Below are 13,708 nucleotides of genomic sequence, written 5' to 3'. Positions count from 1 at the left end.
GAGGGATCCCTCCGGCCTCCGCCCGGACGGATCCGGGCGGTGGCTTCGTGGACGCCGTGGGAGGGGACGCGGCGGAAGGGGGCGCCGGTCTCTCCTTCACGGCGGATTTCGGGGAGGTCGGCGGGGTGCCCAGCGTCCGAGGACGCTCCGCACCGGATCACCCCGCCGCCCCCGTCGGACCGCGGTGGGCGCGGCGGACGCGGACGGCTGCGACCCCGTCCCCGCCCGCCGCCGGTGTCACTCCCCCACCGCGGCGAGCACTCGTGCGACCTTGGTCGCCGCACCGGCGGGATCCTCGACCGTGTGCATCCGCTCTCCCCAGGACCACCAGTAGTACACGTCCGGGGGGAAGGGGCTCGTGGCCGGCTGCGCCCGGCAGGTGACGTTCTCCGCCAGGCTGGTCGCGTTCGGGTTGATCACGCGGACAAAGGGGCGACCCGATCGGGTACGCACCAATCGTGCGTGTAGTCCTCGGGAGTCAAGTTCTGACACCAATCGCTCTAGGTGTCCGAAGTCGTCTTCCCCCACCTCGTCCCCTCCTCGTTTTCCGGTCGATACCGCACCGAATCCGGTTCGCCTAGCTGTGCGAATCGGCGCTGGTTGGCCAAAGATGACTCACCAGTCGTGAAGGGTCAACGTGGGAAAAACAAGATCGGGATATGCCTTCTCCCAAGCAGGTTGAAAGAAACAGTCCGGCGGAGGACGATCCTTAGCCAATGGCTTCATCTGTACGTTCCGAATAACTCAAGCGTGGGTCATTATTCTCGGTAGGCGCAGTGCGACGTGAGAGTCACGCTGTGTCATCTGGTGAGGACCGGTCAAGTGCGCCAGTCAGCCCGGCTGGTCGTCAGAGAGGGGCCGGAATGTCCGGCAGGCAGCACAGGGAGACGGAATTAGCGCGGCAGATCCGGGCCCGTGGCCTGGCGGCGGGGCAGGTCCCCGCCCAGATCGCCGAGGAGATCTACGACAGGTGCGGCCCGCAGTTCGGGACCACCCGCATCAAGGGACACCGCCTCGCCCACGGCGTCGCGCTGGCCGACGTGATCGAGCAGATACGGGCGCTGTTCGAACGCGACGGCAAGGCGGCGCCGGGGATCGGCGAGACGCTCCTGTCCGCGTACGAGAGCGGGCTCAAGCGGCCCGGTCCCGAGTACCTCCACTACCTGTGCTCCGCCTACCGGGTCGAACCGGCCTCTCTCGGCTACGACGGTCCGTGCATCTGCGGCCACGACCACAAGGCGCCCGTGGTGGCCGGGAGCGATCCCCAGAACAGAAGACCCGACACTTTCCCCGGTACGCGCGAGCCGCTGAACCGCCCGGCTGGCGGCGACCCCTCCGCGAACGGGGGCGAGGAGGACGAGAACGTGCTACGGAGGACGCTTTTACAGCTCCTGGCCGGCGCCGGCGTGACGCTGGACGGCCAGTTGCTCGGATCGGTCGAGAACGTGCGCAGGAGGATGGACGAGACCCTGGTCTCGGCCACCGTCTCGCCCGCGATGCTCGACCAGTGGGAGGAAGCCACGCTCGGCTTCGGACGGCAGTACATGAACACACCGCCGCTGCGCCTGCTGTGCGACGTGCTGCTGGAGTTCAGCGCCGTCCGCAAGGCCATGGAGCATCGGCAACCGGTCGACCTGCAGGAAAGGCTGTGCCGCATGGCGGCCCAGCTCGCCGGACTCAGCGGCATGATCATGGTCAACCTGGGCGACCACAGGATGGCCCGATCCTTCTTCCGGACGGGCCGGACGGCCGCCGACGACACCGGTGACCGGGCTCTGCGAGCCTGGGTCATCGCCCGGGAGGCGCTGGTGCCGCTGTACTACGGGGATCCGCGTGAGGCGCTGAACCTCGCGCGCAAGAGCCGGGACCTGGCGGGGCAGACGCCGTGCGCGGCCCAGGCCATGGCTCCGGTCTTCGAGGCCCGCGCGCTCGCGATGATGGCGGGCGGGGGCAAGAAGGACGTGGTGGACCAGGCCAAGCGGGCGCTGTCGCGGGCCAGGGCGGCGTTCTCCCAGATGACCGCCTCCGAGCAGGACGACTCCACCTTCGGCTACACCGAGCGCCAGCTCTACTTCCACCAGGGCGACGCCCTCGTCAGGCTGGGCCAGCCGATCGAGGCCGACCTCATCCTGGAGCAGGCGCTCACCAAGTACGGCCCGACCGACTGGCTCGACCCGACGATCATCAAGCTCGACCGGGCCAAGTGCCGGCTGCTGGAGGGTGAGGTCGAGGAGGCGTTGGAGATCGCCACGACGGCGCTGTCGGGCCTGAAGGAAGGCTGCAGGCCCGACATCCTGATGCAGCGGGCCTACGAGGTCGCCAAGGCGGTCGAGACCCGGGCCCCGGGCCACCCCGGCCTCAAGGAGTATCTGGAGGCGGTGCGCACCGCCTCGGTGACGGCCCCGATCACGGGCGAGGTCACATGAGGGTACGGCGTTACCGCTGGTCCGATCTCGAATCCGTGTGGGCGCTGCACCAGATCTGCCTCGCGCAGGTCGGTCTCGCCCCGGGGGACGGCGTCTACTACGAGGACGACTTCCCGCGGATCCACGAGATCTACCTGGCGGACCGGGGGGAGTTCCTGGTCGGGGAGGTCGACGGCGGACGGGTGGTCGCCATGGGCGGGCTCCGCCGCATCGACGACCGGACCGCCGAGATGTGCCGTATCCGGGTGCATCCGGAATTCCAGCGGCGCGGATTCGGCGCCGGGATCGTCGCGGAGCTGGAGGCGCGGGCGATCGTGCTCGGTTACACGCGGCTCCGCGGCGACACCACGCTGAACCAGCCCGCCGCGATCGAGCTGTACCGGAAGTACGGCTGGCGGGAGATCAGCCGAGAGGAACGCGGGGGATGTGTGGTGATTTATGGCGAAAAAGAGCTGGTTGAAGTCGTATCACCTTTGTTGAATCAACGATAATTCAAACCCTTTCGGCATTTGATGTTTGCCTCGTGATGCCGTACCGGAATACTCGCTTCTCGTACCTGTGGTCCCTTTCCCTGGAGGTACGGTGAAGAAGATCATTGTCCACAAGCCCGGCACCGTCCGGCTGAGTGGCACGGCCAGCGCCATCCACGAGGGTTGAGGCAGCCGGCCCGCCGTCACCGTCATCGGCAGTGGCGCGGGTTCGGCGCCGGCGAAAGGCGCGCGGAGGCCCCCGATCGGCCCCCGCAGGCCCTGGAGGGGTCGTACCCTGCATGGTGGCACCGGTACGATCCGACCTTCACGGTCTGACCTCCAGGGATGAAACATGAGCGAGCGAGTCGACGGAGCCGGCGCGAGCCGGGCGGGCGGGCGGAGCCGATGAGCCCGGCGGCGGAGTTCGTGCTGACCCTGTCCTGCCCGGACCGCCCCGGGGTGGTGGCCGCGGTCTCCGGTCTCCTGGCCGGGCACGGCTGCAACATCCTGGAGAGCCAGCAGTTCGGCGATCCGGTGGCCCGGCGGTTCTTCCTCCGGGTGCAGTTCGCCTCACCGATCCCCGAGGCCGAGCTGCGCACCGCCCTCGCCGCGCTCGCCCCGGAGTTCGGCATGGATCTCAAGCTGCGCGACACCGCCGTCAAGCCGCGCGTGCTGGTCATGGTCAGCAGGTTCGGCCACTGCCTCAACGACCTCCTCTACCGGACCCGCTCGGGCCTGCTCGACATCGAGATCGTCGCCGTGGTCTCCAACCACCCCGACATGCGTCCGCTGACCCAGTCGTACGGCATCGACTACCACCACCTGCCGGTCACCGCCGAGACCAAGGCCCGGCAGGAGGCGGAGGTGCTGGCGCTGGTCGACCACTACCGCGCCGACCTGGTGGTGCTGGCCCGCTACATGCAGGTGCTGTCGGAGGACCTCTGCGTCAAGCTCGCCGGCAACGTGATCAACATCCACCACTCGTTCCTGCCGTCGTTCAAGGGGGCCAAGCCGTACCACCAGGCCCACTCGCGCGGGGTGAAGCTGATCGGCGCGACCGCCCACTACGTCACCGCCGATCTCGACGAGGGGCCGATCATCGAGCAGGAGGTGGCGCGGGTCAACCACACCCACTCCGCCGACGACCTGGCCGCCATCGGACGCGACGTCGAGTGCCAGGTCCTCGCCCGCGCCGTGCGCTGGCACAGCGAGCAGCGGGTCCTCCTCGACGGCCACAAGACCATCGTCTTCCCCCGCTGAGACCGCCCGTCGCCCGCCGCGGCCCGGTCAGGGGCGGTAGGTCCCGAAGAACCAGTGGTTCCCCTCCGGGTCGCGGCAGGCGTACTCCCGCGACCCGTAGGGCTGGTCGTTCAGTTCCATGGTGATCCGCGCCCCGGCCGAAAGAGACCTGGCGTGGTGGGCGTCGGGGTCGTCGATCGCGAGGTAGACGCCCGGCCCGCCCGGTTCGCCTGCCCCGATCATGATCAGTCCGGTTCCGGCGGTCAGCTCGGCGTGCTCGACCCTCCCGCCGTCTCCTTCGGAGATCTCGTGGACGCCGAATCCGAAGGCCCGCACCAGCCAGTCGGCGGCTTCGCCCGGGTCACGGTAGCGGACCAGCGGGTACACCGTTCTCATGTGATTCTTCCTTTCGCGTGGCTGCCACCAGCCTTCCGGTGCCGGGCCGCACCGTCTTGGACGAATCTGACCCGCCTCCTCCCATCCCGGTCTGTTCCACGACCGGCGGGGACGCCGCGAGAACTCCGGGGGTGACCCCGGCCATCACTTTGAAGTCACGGTTCATGTGCGCCTGGTCGTAGTAGCCGCAGGCCGCGGCCACCTCCGCAGGGGGCGCCCCGGTCCGCAGCCGTGCCGTGGCGCGTTCGAATCGCAGTACACGCGCGGCCGTCTTCGGAGCGAGGCCGATCTGGTCCCGGAAACGGGAGACCAGATGCCGGTGGCTCCACCCCAGCTCGCCGGCGAGGGCCGCGATGGAGATCGTGCCGCCGGTGGCACTGAGGAGCCTCCAGGCTCGGCCGACCCGTGCGTCGACGGCTGGCGCGGCGTGCATCCGCCGGGCGAGCGCCTCGTCGAGGAGGGCGATACGGGCGGCCCGGCCGGGCGTCTCCGCCAGCCGTTCGGCGATCGTGTCCGCCCATGTCCCCAGCATCTCGTCCAGCGGGAGCACCCGGTTCGTCAGTTCGCTCATCGGCACCCCGAACAGTCTCCTGGCGCCCAGCGGTGTGAGATCGACCTGAACGCCCTCGGCGACTCCGGCGGTGACGGTGTCGACCGGGACGTCGTGGAAGCCGCCGACGAAGGAGACGAGCCGCCGAGGGCCGTCCGGGCCCGGGCCGGTCAGGGTGATCGGCGCCCCCCACCCCACGATCAGCACCACCCCGGCGAACGGCGGCTGCCGCCGGATCAGGGGACGGGCGCGTCGCTCGGTGTAGGCCTGGATGCGGGTGACGCCGGACCGTGGGGCGGCACTCGGCCGCCCCACCAGGACACCGAGGCCGTCGGCGGGGACATCCTCCACGACCGCACTCTAACCACGGCGGCCGGCGATCCGGGCCTCCCCGCCGGGGAGGCCCGGATCGCCGGCCGGGAGGAGCCGCGTCAGACGGCCAGACCGGTGTGGCGGGCCAGGAAGGTGAGCTGGTCGGCGGCCAGCTCGACGGTCCTGCTCACCGCGCGGGCGCCGTGGCCCACCTCGGTCTCGTTGCGCAGCAGGATCGGCCGGTCGCCCGCCTGCGCGTGCTGCAGGGCGGCGCACGTCTTCCAGGCGTGCAGGGGGTGGACCCGGGTGTCCGACTGGAAGACGGTGAACAGCGTCGCCGGGTAGGACACGCCCTCCCGGACGTTGTGGTACGGCGAGTAGGCGTGCAGCCAGGCGAACTCGTCGGGCTTCTCGGCCGTGCCGTACTCGACGTTCCAGGTGGCGCCGAGGCCGAACAGCTCGTAGCGGACCATGTCCAGCAGCGGGGCCGAGCAGACGACGGCGGCGTACAGCTCGGGGCGCTGGGTGAGCGCCGCGCCGACCAGCAGGCCGCCGTTGGAGCCGCCGGAGATGCCGAGCCGGTCCGGGGTGGTGATCCCGGTGGCGATCAGGTGCTCGGCCGCCGCGTGCAGGTCGTCGAAGACGTTCTGCTTGTTGGCGAGCATCCCCGCGCGGTGCCACTCCTCGCCCTCCTCGCCGCCGCCGCGGAGCTGGGCGACGGCGTAGGCGCCGCCCGCCTCGACCCACGCCAGGATGGAGGCCGAGTAACCCGGCGACATCGACAGGCCGAAGCCGCCGTAGCCGTACAGGATGGTCGGGCGCGGGCCCTCGGCGCCGGGCTTGCTGATCACCAGCATGTGGACCTCGGTGCCGTCGGCCGAGTGGTAGGTCACCTGCTCGGTGTGGACGGCGGGCACCTCGACGGCGCCGGGGGAGGCCGCCCACAGCGTGGTCTCGCCGGTGCGGGCGTCGTAGCGCTGGATGGTCGGCGGGGTGGTGTTGTCGGTGTAGCCGAACCACGCCTCGTGACCGCCCTCGGGGCGCTCGGTGATGCCGCCGATCGTGCCCAGGCCGGGCGTGGGCACCTCTCCGACGCGCTCGCCGGTCGCCAGGTCGTGGACGGTGATCTCGCTGATCGCGTGGCGGGTCCAGCCGACGAGCATGACGGGGCGGTCGAGGTCGTCGAGGATCGCGTAGTCGGTCAGCACAGCCTCGGGATCCTGCGGGATGAGGTCGCGCCACCGCTCGGCCAGGGGCTCCGAGGGGTCGGTCACGCAGATCCGGCCGCGCGGCGCGTCGCGGTCGGTGAAGACGTACAGCAGGCCGTCGCGGCCGAAGTGCAGCGCGGTCTGGGCGTCCACGCCCTCCTGGACGACGGTCAGCTCGGGTGAGTCGGGGGAGGAGGCGGACAGGTCGGCCACCCACAGGTCGTTGCGCGGCGCGGTGCCGCGGGAGGCGGAGATCTGCAGCCGGCGGCCGTCGCGGGACACCGCCACGCCGTAGTAGTTGGTCTTCTCCATCCCCTCGCCGAAGATCAGCACGTCGTCCTCGGTGGAGGTGCCGACCCGGTGGAGGTAGACGCGGCGGTGGAACTGCTCCTCCCCTTCGGGGACCTCCGTGGAGGGGAGCCGGCGCACGTAGTAGAAGGCCTCTCCTCCGGGCAGCCAGGCCACCGGGGAGTAGCGGCACCGGTCGATCGGCCCCTCGATCCGCTCTCCGGTCGCGACGTCCATGAGGTAGAGGCTGGACTCCTCGTCGCCGCCCACCGAGATCTGGTAGGCGAGCAGCCGGCCCTCCTTGTCGGGCTGCCAGGAGTCGAGGGTGGTGAGCCCGGTCGGGTCGAGCGCCATCGGGTCGAACAGCGTCCGCTCGGCGCCGCCGGGATCGACGGTGTAGAGCACCGCGTGCTCCTGGTCGGGGGTGCGGCGGGTGAAGAACGACCGGTTCCCGCGCCAGACCGGAGCCCCCACCGAGCCGGACCGCAGCAGCTCGGTGATCCGCGACCTGAACGCCTCACGGCCGGGCAGGGCGCTCATCTCGGCCGCGAACAGCTTCTCCTGCGCGGCCAGCCATCCCTGGGTGGCCGGGTCGTCGGGGTCCTCCAGCCACCGGTAGGGGTCGGGGACGGGGGTGCCGTGCAGGTTCTCGACGATGTCGTCACGGCTGGCTGGAGGGTACGGCTGTCGCGTCATGGCAGGAACCCTACGACCTCCGGCGGCGTCCCGGCGTCACCAGCGCGCCGGGCGGAACCGGTGCGCCGGGGGAGGAGTTAAAAACTGGTAATGCGGGCATAAAACGTACCAGGCGTCTCTCCAGCCTTTTATGGGTGGCGGGAACGACGATGCAGAAGCCAAACTTGGTGAAGGACGGCGCCGGGGTGATCATCCGCTGGGCCGTCCGGCGGAGGTCATCGTGACGGAAACATCCGGGCCTCAGGAGGGGCCGCCAGTCGGGGTGCGCCACGGCGTGCCCCATCACCTGACGACCCTGGGGACCCTGGGGACGCGTGCGGCGGGAGATGCCCGCTGATGCGCCAGGTCCTGCTCTTGAACGCCACCTACGAACCCCTTACCACGCTCTCCCTGCACCGGGCCGTCGTGCTCGTGCTGCGGGAGAAGGCCGACGTCGTGCACCGTGACGGGCAGGGCGCCGTGATCCGCTCGGCGAGCCGTACCCTCGACGCGCCCTCGGTGATCAGGCTGCGCCGGTACGTCCGCATCCCGTACCGGTCGCGGATCCCGCTGACCCGGACCGCGCTGATGCGCCGCGACGACTACCGCTGCGCCTACTGCGGCCAGCGGGCCGAGACCATCGACCATGTGATCCCGCGCTCCCGGGGCGGCCCCCACACGTGGGAGAACTGCGTGGCCTCGTGCATGCCGTGCAACCACCGCAAGGCCGACCGGATGCTGGAGGAGATCGGGTGGACGCTCAGCGTCGCCCCGGTGGTGCCGCGCGGCGTCCACTGGCGGCTGATCGGCGCGCAGAACGTCGGAGACCCCCTGTGGGCCCCCTACCTCGCCGAGAACGCGGCGTGAGCGCCCGCCGGTCCGCGGGGTGACGGCCGGATGACCTGGACGTTCACCTCGGACATCGAGGAGTACGCCAGGGCGGCGGAGCCGTTGCTGCTGCGCGACCCGATCCGCAACACCATGCCGCTCACGGTCCTGCGCGCCATGCGCGCCGGACTGTGGGGCGAGGACCTCCTGCTGGGCTGGCTGGAGCGCGGCGGCGAGGTCGTCGCGGCGGCGAGCCAGACGCCGCCCCGTCCCCTGCTGCTCCCCGACGTCCCCGCCGACGCCGTGCGAGACCTGGCCACCAGGCTCATCGAGGCGGAGCGGCGGGTGCCCGGCGTCTCGGGCCCCGAGGAGGCGGTCGAGGCGTTCGCCGCCGCCTGGTGGCGGCCGGCGGCGGGGCGCCGCTCCGAGCGTCTCTACCGGATCGGCGCCCTCCGCGCGCCGTCGCCCGCCGCCGGCGGCGCCGCCCGTACGGCCGGCGCCGCCGACCTCGACCTGCTCGTCGCCTGGAACGTCGCCTTCCAGGAGGAGGAGCACGAGTCCGTGGCGTTCGACCTGAGGCCGCTGGTGGCCAGCAGGATCACCCGGGAGGAACTGGTGCTGTGGGAGGCGGACGGCGAGCCGGTCGCGTTCGCCGGGGTCTCCGCGCCCATCGCGGGCGTCTCCAGGATCGGCCCCGTCTACACGCCGCCCGCCTTCCGCGGCCGCGGGTACGGCACGGCCGTCGCCCACGCCGCGACGGCCGGGGCGCTCGCCGGAGGCGCCACCGAGGTGCTGCTCTTCACGAACCTGGCCAACCCCACGTCCAATGCGATTTATCAGGCGATCGGGTACGTCCCCGTCGCCGACTACGCCTCCGTCGCGTTCGCGTGAGTACGCTTGTGTGCCATGCCGCGCTATGAATTCCGCTGCCGCTCCTGCGGCTCCACCTTCGAGATCTCCCGGCCGATGGCCCGCTCCGACGAGCCCGCCTCCTGCCCGGGCGGACACGACGACACCGTCAGGCTGCTGTCCACGGTCGCCGTCACCGGCGCGTCCGGTGGCACCGCCCCCCGACCCGCCGGGGGCGGGGGCGGCTGCTGCGGGGGCGGCTGCTGCGGGTAGCCGCCTCCGGCTCCGCCGTTGCGCCCTGACACCGCCCAGGCGGTGTCAGGGCGCCGTTCCCGCGGGTTCCGGCGTGGGCGGGACCCGCGGGACGGCTCGGGCGGGTGTCAGGCCGCCCGCTTGCCCTGGAACGGCAGGAAGTCGGTGGCCAGGTGCGGCCGGGCGGGGGCGAAGGTCGGCTCGGTGGCGATGATCCGGTCGAACCGGAAGGCCCGGATGCCGTGCCGCAGCCGGCACATGCCCACGAGGTACCAGTGGTCACGGTGGACCATGCACGTCACCGGATCGACCTCGCGGACGGTGATCCGGCCCGAGACGTCCCGGTAGTGCAGGCGGATCACCGTGCGCGAGGTGATGGCGCCCGCGATGGTCCGGGCCCGGTCGGCCACCGCGTCGGGCATCGGTTCGGTGAGGGTCGCCAGCGTGGCGGCGACGACCCCGTCGTCGAGGTGCAGCTGTTCGAACGCGTGGCGCAGGCCGAGGCGGGCGGCGGTGGCCTGCGGGCCCGAGCCGAGATGGGCGAGGGACAGGGCGAGGGCGGCGATTTCGGCGGTCGTCAGCGGGCTGGCCGGGGACTTCGTGACGTTTGCCATGTCTCCATGGTACGTCCGAACACCGACATTTTTCGAAAATCCTCTCGGATGCGACAGGACGTATCCGAGAGGATCCCGAGGTCGGAGCGACGGCTGCGACAGACCCCCGCCGGACGGCCCCGGCGGAGGCCGGGGCGGTCAGCGCGACAGCTGCGACAGGTCCCGCGAGGCGCCGGTGGAGGCAGAGGTGGTCAGCGCGGCGTAGGCCTGCAGGGCGGCGCTCACCGGGCGGTGGCGGTCACGCGGCCGGTAGCCGCCCAGCTCGGCCAGGAGCCGCTGCCGCCGGGCCGACAGCTCCTCCTCGGAGACCTTCAGCCCGATCGAACGGCCCGGGATGTCGATCTCGACGAGATCGCTGTCCTCGACCAGGGCGATGAGGCCGCCCTCGGCCGCCTCCGGGGAGGCGTGGCCGATGGACAGCCCGCTGGTGCCGCCGGAGAAGCGGCCGTCGGTGATCAGCGCGCACGCCTTGCCCAGGCCCCTGCCCTTCAGGAACGAGGTGGGGTAGAGCATCTCCTGCATGCCCGGCCCGCCCTTGGGACCCTCGTAGCGGATCACCACGACGTCTCCGGCCTTGACCCGGTCACCGAGGATGCCCTCGACGGCCTCCTCCTGCGACTCGAACACCACGGCCGGCCCGGTGAACCTCCAGATCGACTCGTCCACCCCGGCGGTCTTGACGATGCAGCCGTCGACGGCGATGTTGCCGTAGAGGACGGCCAGGCCCCCGTCACGGGTGTAGGCGTGCTCGAGGTCGCGCACGCAGCCCTCCGCCCGGTCCAGGTCCAGCGACTCCCAGCGGGAGTCCTGGGAGTAGGGCTTGACGGTGCGCACGTTGCCCGGGGCGGCGTGCCACAGCTCCAGGGCCTCGGGCCGGGCGTCCGCCGAACACGGGTCCCACGCGTCGATGACGTCGCCCAGGGTCCCGCCGGCCACGGACCGCACGTCGCGGTGGATCAGCCCGGCGCGGTCCAGCTCGCCGAGGATGGCGGGGATGCCGCCCGCGCGGTGGACGTCCTCGACGTGGTACTTGGAGGTGGCCGGCGCCACCTTGCACAGGCACGGCACCCGCAGGGAGATCTCGTTGATCTCCTTGAGCCCGAAGTCGACCCCGGCCTCGCGGGCCGCGGCGAGGATGTGCAGGATCGTGTTGGTCGAGCCGCCCATCGCCACGTCCAGCGCCATGGCGTTCTCGAACGCGTCCTTGGTGGCGATGTTGCGCGGCAGGACGCTCTCGTCGCCGTCCTCGTAGTAGCGGCGGGTGATCTCCACCAGCTGCCGCCCGGCGTCCTCGAACAGCGTCTTGCGCGCCCTGTGCGTGGCCAGGATCGTGCCGTTGCCCGGCAGGGCCAGGCCGATGGCCTCGGCGAGGCAGTTCATCGAGTTGGCGGTGAACATCCCGCTGCACGAGCCGCAGGTCGGGCAGGCGCTCTCCTCCATCTCCAGCAGCTCGGCGTCCGAGACGCTGTCGTCGGCCGCCGCCACCATGGGGTCGATCAGGTCGAGCTTGCGGCCCGGCGTCTTGCCGGCCTCCATCGGGCCGCCGGAGACGAACACCGTGGGGATGTTGAGCCGGAAAGCGGCCAGCAGCATGCCCGGGGTGATCTTGTCGCAGTTGGAGACGCAGATCAGGGCGTCGGCGCAGTGCGCGTTGACCATGTACTCGACCGCGTCGGCGATCAGCTCGCGGCTGGGCAGCGAGTACAGCATGCCGCCGTGGCCCATGGCGATGCCGTCGTCGACCGCGATCGTGTTGAACTCGCGCGGGATCGCGCCCGCCTCGCGGATCGCCCCGGCCACCACGTCGCCGACCTCGCGGAGGTGGACGTGCCCGGGGACGAACTGGGTGAAGCTGTTGGCGACCGCGATGATCGGTTTGCCGAAGTCATCGCCCGCCACGCCCGTCGCCCGAAGCAGGGCCCGGGCTCCGACCATGTTCCTGCCGTGGGTGACCGTACGTGACCTGAGGGCGGGCATGAGGCTTCTCCCATCATCGAAACCGTGTCCTCAAATGGTACGGCCACCGCTCAGTGCGTGAGACGTCGTGTCCATCTCACGAGACGGAGGGGCCGCACCATGAGACGGCCACGCGCCCCGCGACCCCTCGCGGGGAGGGGGCGCGGGGCGCGGGGAGACGACGCGGGAGAAGCGCGCGGCGCACCGGGGCCCGGGGCGGCCGGGTCACGGGGCGCGCTCAGTCCTCGGGGTAGCGGGCGGGCAGCACCTCGGCGGCGGCGCGGTAGATCGTGTCGATCTCCTCCGCGGTCAGCGACCGCTCCCGCTTGGTGATCCACTTGCGGACGCGGCTGCCGTCGAAGACGTCCACCTCGCGGACGTTGAGGATCTTCCACGGGATCGCCGGGCCGTAGATGGCGAGGGAGGGGATGATCGTGATCTCGCGGCCCAGCGCCTTGCCGATCAGCTCGCTCGCCTGGGCCGCCTCCCAGCGCGCCTCGTCGATGCGGGGCTTCTGGTTGAACGGGCCGTGGAACAGCTTGCGGTGCGACTGGACGCGGACCGGCAGGCGCTTGTCCCATTTCTCGGAGTCGACGGCGTAGACGCCGGTCGGGCCGACGACCAGATGGTCGATCTGGGCCTCGCTGCCCGGGATGGCCCGCGCGTGCAGGGTGCGGTAGCCGCGCCGCTCCAGCCCCTTGAGCTGCGCCTCCGTGCGCCGTTCCGCGACCGAGGCGCGCCGCCAGGCGGGCACGGTGGAGTGCGAGCGGGCGCGTATCACCGTGTCGGCGATCGCCGCGAGCACGGCGGCGGTGAGGCCCAGCCGCCAGCTCGCCAGCAGCACTCCCGCGACGACGCCCACGACGACGGCGATCAGCGCACGCCGGCGCAGGTGGCCGTACCTGGGGTCGTCGAACAGCTCTCTCAGGGAGGCTCGCCTGACGGGCACGGACGCGGGCTCGGGCGCGGTGGGTCGGGGTGCCGGCCTGTCGTCGGCCGGCCGGTCACTGACCCAAATCGGTGACGCGTTGTTACCGTCTTCTGGTACCTGGCCGGAATCCACGTAACTCACGGTAGCTGACGTCCCCAGGGGTGCCTAGTATTGGGTTTCTCATACTTTTGTGACCGCCATTGCCCGCTTGGACCGCAGGCGGCCGGGTATCTACATATTTCCTCTCTAGAGAACCCGGCGTCGCCCACCGCCTCGCGAACGGCGCGCACGTACGTGATCTTAGCGTCCCGGATGGCCGGTGACCGGCGTCTTCTCCGTTCCGCGCCGCGCCGTGCGGGCCCCCGGCCGCTCGGGCGAGGCCCCCGGAGGGCGGGCCGTGCGAGGGGTCCCTTGCCCGTGGCGCGCCGTACGACGGGTCCCGCGTCCTCGGCCGGGCGGATCCCGGAGCGTCCCTCCGGACGCCGGATGCCGGATGCCGGATCGCGCCGCGCGGAGTCCTCCTTCTCCGGTTAAGCCCGCCGGCCCGCCATGCCCGCTCCGGCCCGCGGCGCCCGCTCCCGTCCGCTCCGGTTCACGGCGCCTGTACCGGCCCGTGGCGTCCGCGAAAACGATACGCGGTACCCGGATTTCTGATATGACATGCGTTCCTTTCCTGATATCGGGTAAAGGCCCGGGTCGGGCCGGAGACGGTCC

13 protein-coding genes are annotated in these 13,708 nt (G+C 71.3%); 6 read left to right on the top strand and 7 right to left on the bottom strand.

What is annotated here, in order from left to right; all coding sequences use genetic code 11:
• Positions 1-237: 237 nt before the first annotated feature.
• On the bottom strand, positions 238-420 hold the full coding sequence (locus tag ACFYSC_RS24730) for a hypothetical protein (RefSeq protein WP_362930310.1): 183 nt from the start codon (positions 418-420) through the stop codon (positions 238-240).
• 443 nt (positions 421-863) lie between these two features.
• Here ACFYSC_RS24730 and ACFYSC_RS24725 point away from each other — a divergent pair, with 443 nt between their 5' ends.
• The 3 genes from ACFYSC_RS24725 (at position 864) to purU (ending at position 4,156) form a co-directional block, all read left to right on the top strand.
• Positions 864-2,426, top strand: a complete 1,563-nt coding sequence (locus ACFYSC_RS24725) for an XRE family transcriptional regulator (RefSeq protein WP_389966007.1) — start codon at positions 864-866, stop codon at positions 2,424-2,426.
• A complete protein-coding gene (locus ACFYSC_RS24720) occupies positions 2,423-2,917 on the top strand; it encodes a GNAT family N-acetyltransferase (RefSeq protein WP_362930314.1) in 495 nt (164 codons plus the stop codon). Before ACFYSC_RS24725 ends, ACFYSC_RS24720 begins: the two co-directional genes overlap by 4 nt.
• Positions 2,918-3,301: 384 nt before the next feature.
• Complete coding sequence (purU, locus tag ACFYSC_RS24715) at positions 3,302-4,156, top strand: formyltetrahydrofolate deformylase (RefSeq protein WP_362930316.1); 855 nt, start codon at positions 3,302-3,304, stop codon at positions 4,154-4,156.
• Positions 4,157-4,183: 27 nt separating this feature from the next.
• Here the strand turns inward: purU and ACFYSC_RS24710 are convergent, their stop codons facing one another.
• The 3 genes from ACFYSC_RS24710 to ACFYSC_RS24700 form a co-directional block, all read right to left on the bottom strand.
• Positions 4,184-4,531 carry a VOC family protein gene (locus ACFYSC_RS24710; RefSeq protein WP_389966002.1) on the bottom strand — a complete coding sequence of 116 codons (348 nt, stop codon included), beginning with the start codon at positions 4,529-4,531 and terminating at the stop codon, positions 4,184-4,186.
• Positions 4,497-5,432, bottom strand: coding sequence for a helix-turn-helix domain-containing protein (locus ACFYSC_RS24705; RefSeq protein WP_389965999.1), 936 nt, complete (start codon positions 5,430-5,432; stop codon positions 4,497-4,499). The genes ACFYSC_RS24710 and ACFYSC_RS24705 overlap by 35 nt, the downstream gene beginning before the upstream one ends.
• An 80-nt stretch (positions 5,433-5,512) precedes the next feature.
• Entirely contained in the window at positions 5,513-7,585 is a 2,073-nt protein-coding gene (locus tag ACFYSC_RS24700; RefSeq protein ID WP_389965996.1) for a prolyl oligopeptidase family protein, read from the bottom strand.
• Between the two features lie 336 nt (positions 7,586-7,921).
• On the opposite strand from ACFYSC_RS24700, the gene ACFYSC_RS24695 reads away from it, so the two are divergent.
• The 3 genes from ACFYSC_RS24695 to ACFYSC_RS24685 are packed head-to-tail and all read left to right on the top strand — an operon-like array spanning position 7,922 to position 9,514.
• Positions 7,922-8,431, top strand: a complete 510-nt coding sequence (locus ACFYSC_RS24695; protein WP_362946693.1) for an HNH endonuclease — start codon at positions 7,922-7,924, stop codon at positions 8,429-8,431.
• A gap of 30 nt (positions 8,432-8,461) precedes the next feature.
• A complete protein-coding gene (locus ACFYSC_RS24690) occupies positions 8,462-9,283 on the top strand; it encodes a GNAT family N-acetyltransferase (RefSeq protein WP_389965992.1) in 822 nt (273 codons plus the stop codon).
• Positions 9,284-9,298: 15 nt separating this feature from the next.
• Positions 9,299-9,514: a zinc ribbon domain-containing protein gene (locus tag ACFYSC_RS24685; protein WP_389965988.1), complete on the top strand. Its 216-nt coding sequence runs from the start codon at positions 9,299-9,301 to the stop codon at positions 9,512-9,514.
• A gap of 107 nt (positions 9,515-9,621) precedes the next feature.
• Here the strand turns inward: ACFYSC_RS24685 and ACFYSC_RS24680 are convergent, their stop codons facing one another.
• The 3 genes from ACFYSC_RS24680 to ACFYSC_RS24670 form a co-directional block, all read right to left on the bottom strand.
• Positions 9,622-10,107, bottom strand: a complete 486-nt coding sequence (locus ACFYSC_RS24680) for a WYL domain-containing protein (RefSeq protein WP_362946682.1) — start codon at positions 10,105-10,107, stop codon at positions 9,622-9,624.
• Positions 10,108-10,245: 138 nt separating this feature from the next.
• A complete protein-coding gene (gene ilvD / locus ACFYSC_RS24675; RefSeq protein WP_389965984.1) occupies positions 10,246-12,084 on the bottom strand; it encodes a dihydroxy-acid dehydratase in 1,839 nt (612 codons plus the stop codon).
• A gap of 217 nt (positions 12,085-12,301) precedes the next feature.
• Complete coding sequence (locus ACFYSC_RS24670; RefSeq protein ID WP_389965981.1) at positions 12,302-13,012, bottom strand: nuclease-related domain-containing protein; 711 nt, start codon at positions 13,010-13,012, stop codon at positions 12,302-12,304.
• Positions 13,013-13,708: the final 696 nt, after the last annotated feature.

The sequence above is a fragment of the Streptosporangium sp. NPDC004379 genome (assembly GCF_042873875.1).
GTDB lineage: Bacteria > Actinomycetota > Actinomycetes > Streptosporangiales > Streptosporangiaceae > Streptosporangium.
Note: the sequence above shows the minus strand (reverse complement) of the source record. Positions and strands in the feature narration are given on the sequence as shown.

Coding starts and splice junctions, on each gene's coding strand:
- purU (WP_362930316.1), top strand. CDS start 3,302: ATGAGCCCGGCGGCGGAGTTCGTGCTGACCCTGTCCTGCCCGGACCGC.
- ACFYSC_RS24725 (WP_389966007.1), top strand. CDS start 864: ATGTCCGGCAGGCAGCACAGGGAGACGGAATTAGCGCGGCAGATCCGG.
- ACFYSC_RS24710 (WP_389966002.1), bottom strand. CDS start 4,531: ATGAGAACGGTGTACCCGCTGGTCCGCTACCGTGACCCGGGCGAAGCC.
- ACFYSC_RS24720 (WP_362930314.1), top strand. CDS start 2,423: ATGAGGGTACGGCGTTACCGCTGGTCCGATCTCGAATCCGTGTGGGCG.
- ACFYSC_RS24680 (WP_362946682.1), bottom strand. CDS start 10,107: ATGGCAAACGTCACGAAGTCCCCGGCCAGCCCGCTGACGACCGCCGAA.
- ACFYSC_RS24695 (WP_362946693.1), top strand. CDS start 7,922: ATGCGCCAGGTCCTGCTCTTGAACGCCACCTACGAACCCCTTACCACG.
- ACFYSC_RS24685 (WP_389965988.1), top strand. CDS start 9,299: ATGCCGCGCTATGAATTCCGCTGCCGCTCCTGCGGCTCCACCTTCGAG.
- ACFYSC_RS24700 (WP_389965996.1), bottom strand. CDS start 7,585: ATGACGCGACAGCCGTACCCTCCAGCCAGCCGTGACGACATCGTCGAG.
- ilvD (WP_389965984.1), bottom strand. CDS start 12,084: ATGCCCGCCCTCAGGTCACGTACGGTCACCCACGGCAGGAACATGGTC.
- ACFYSC_RS24690 (WP_389965992.1), top strand. CDS start 8,462: ATGACCTGGACGTTCACCTCGGACATCGAGGAGTACGCCAGGGCGGCG.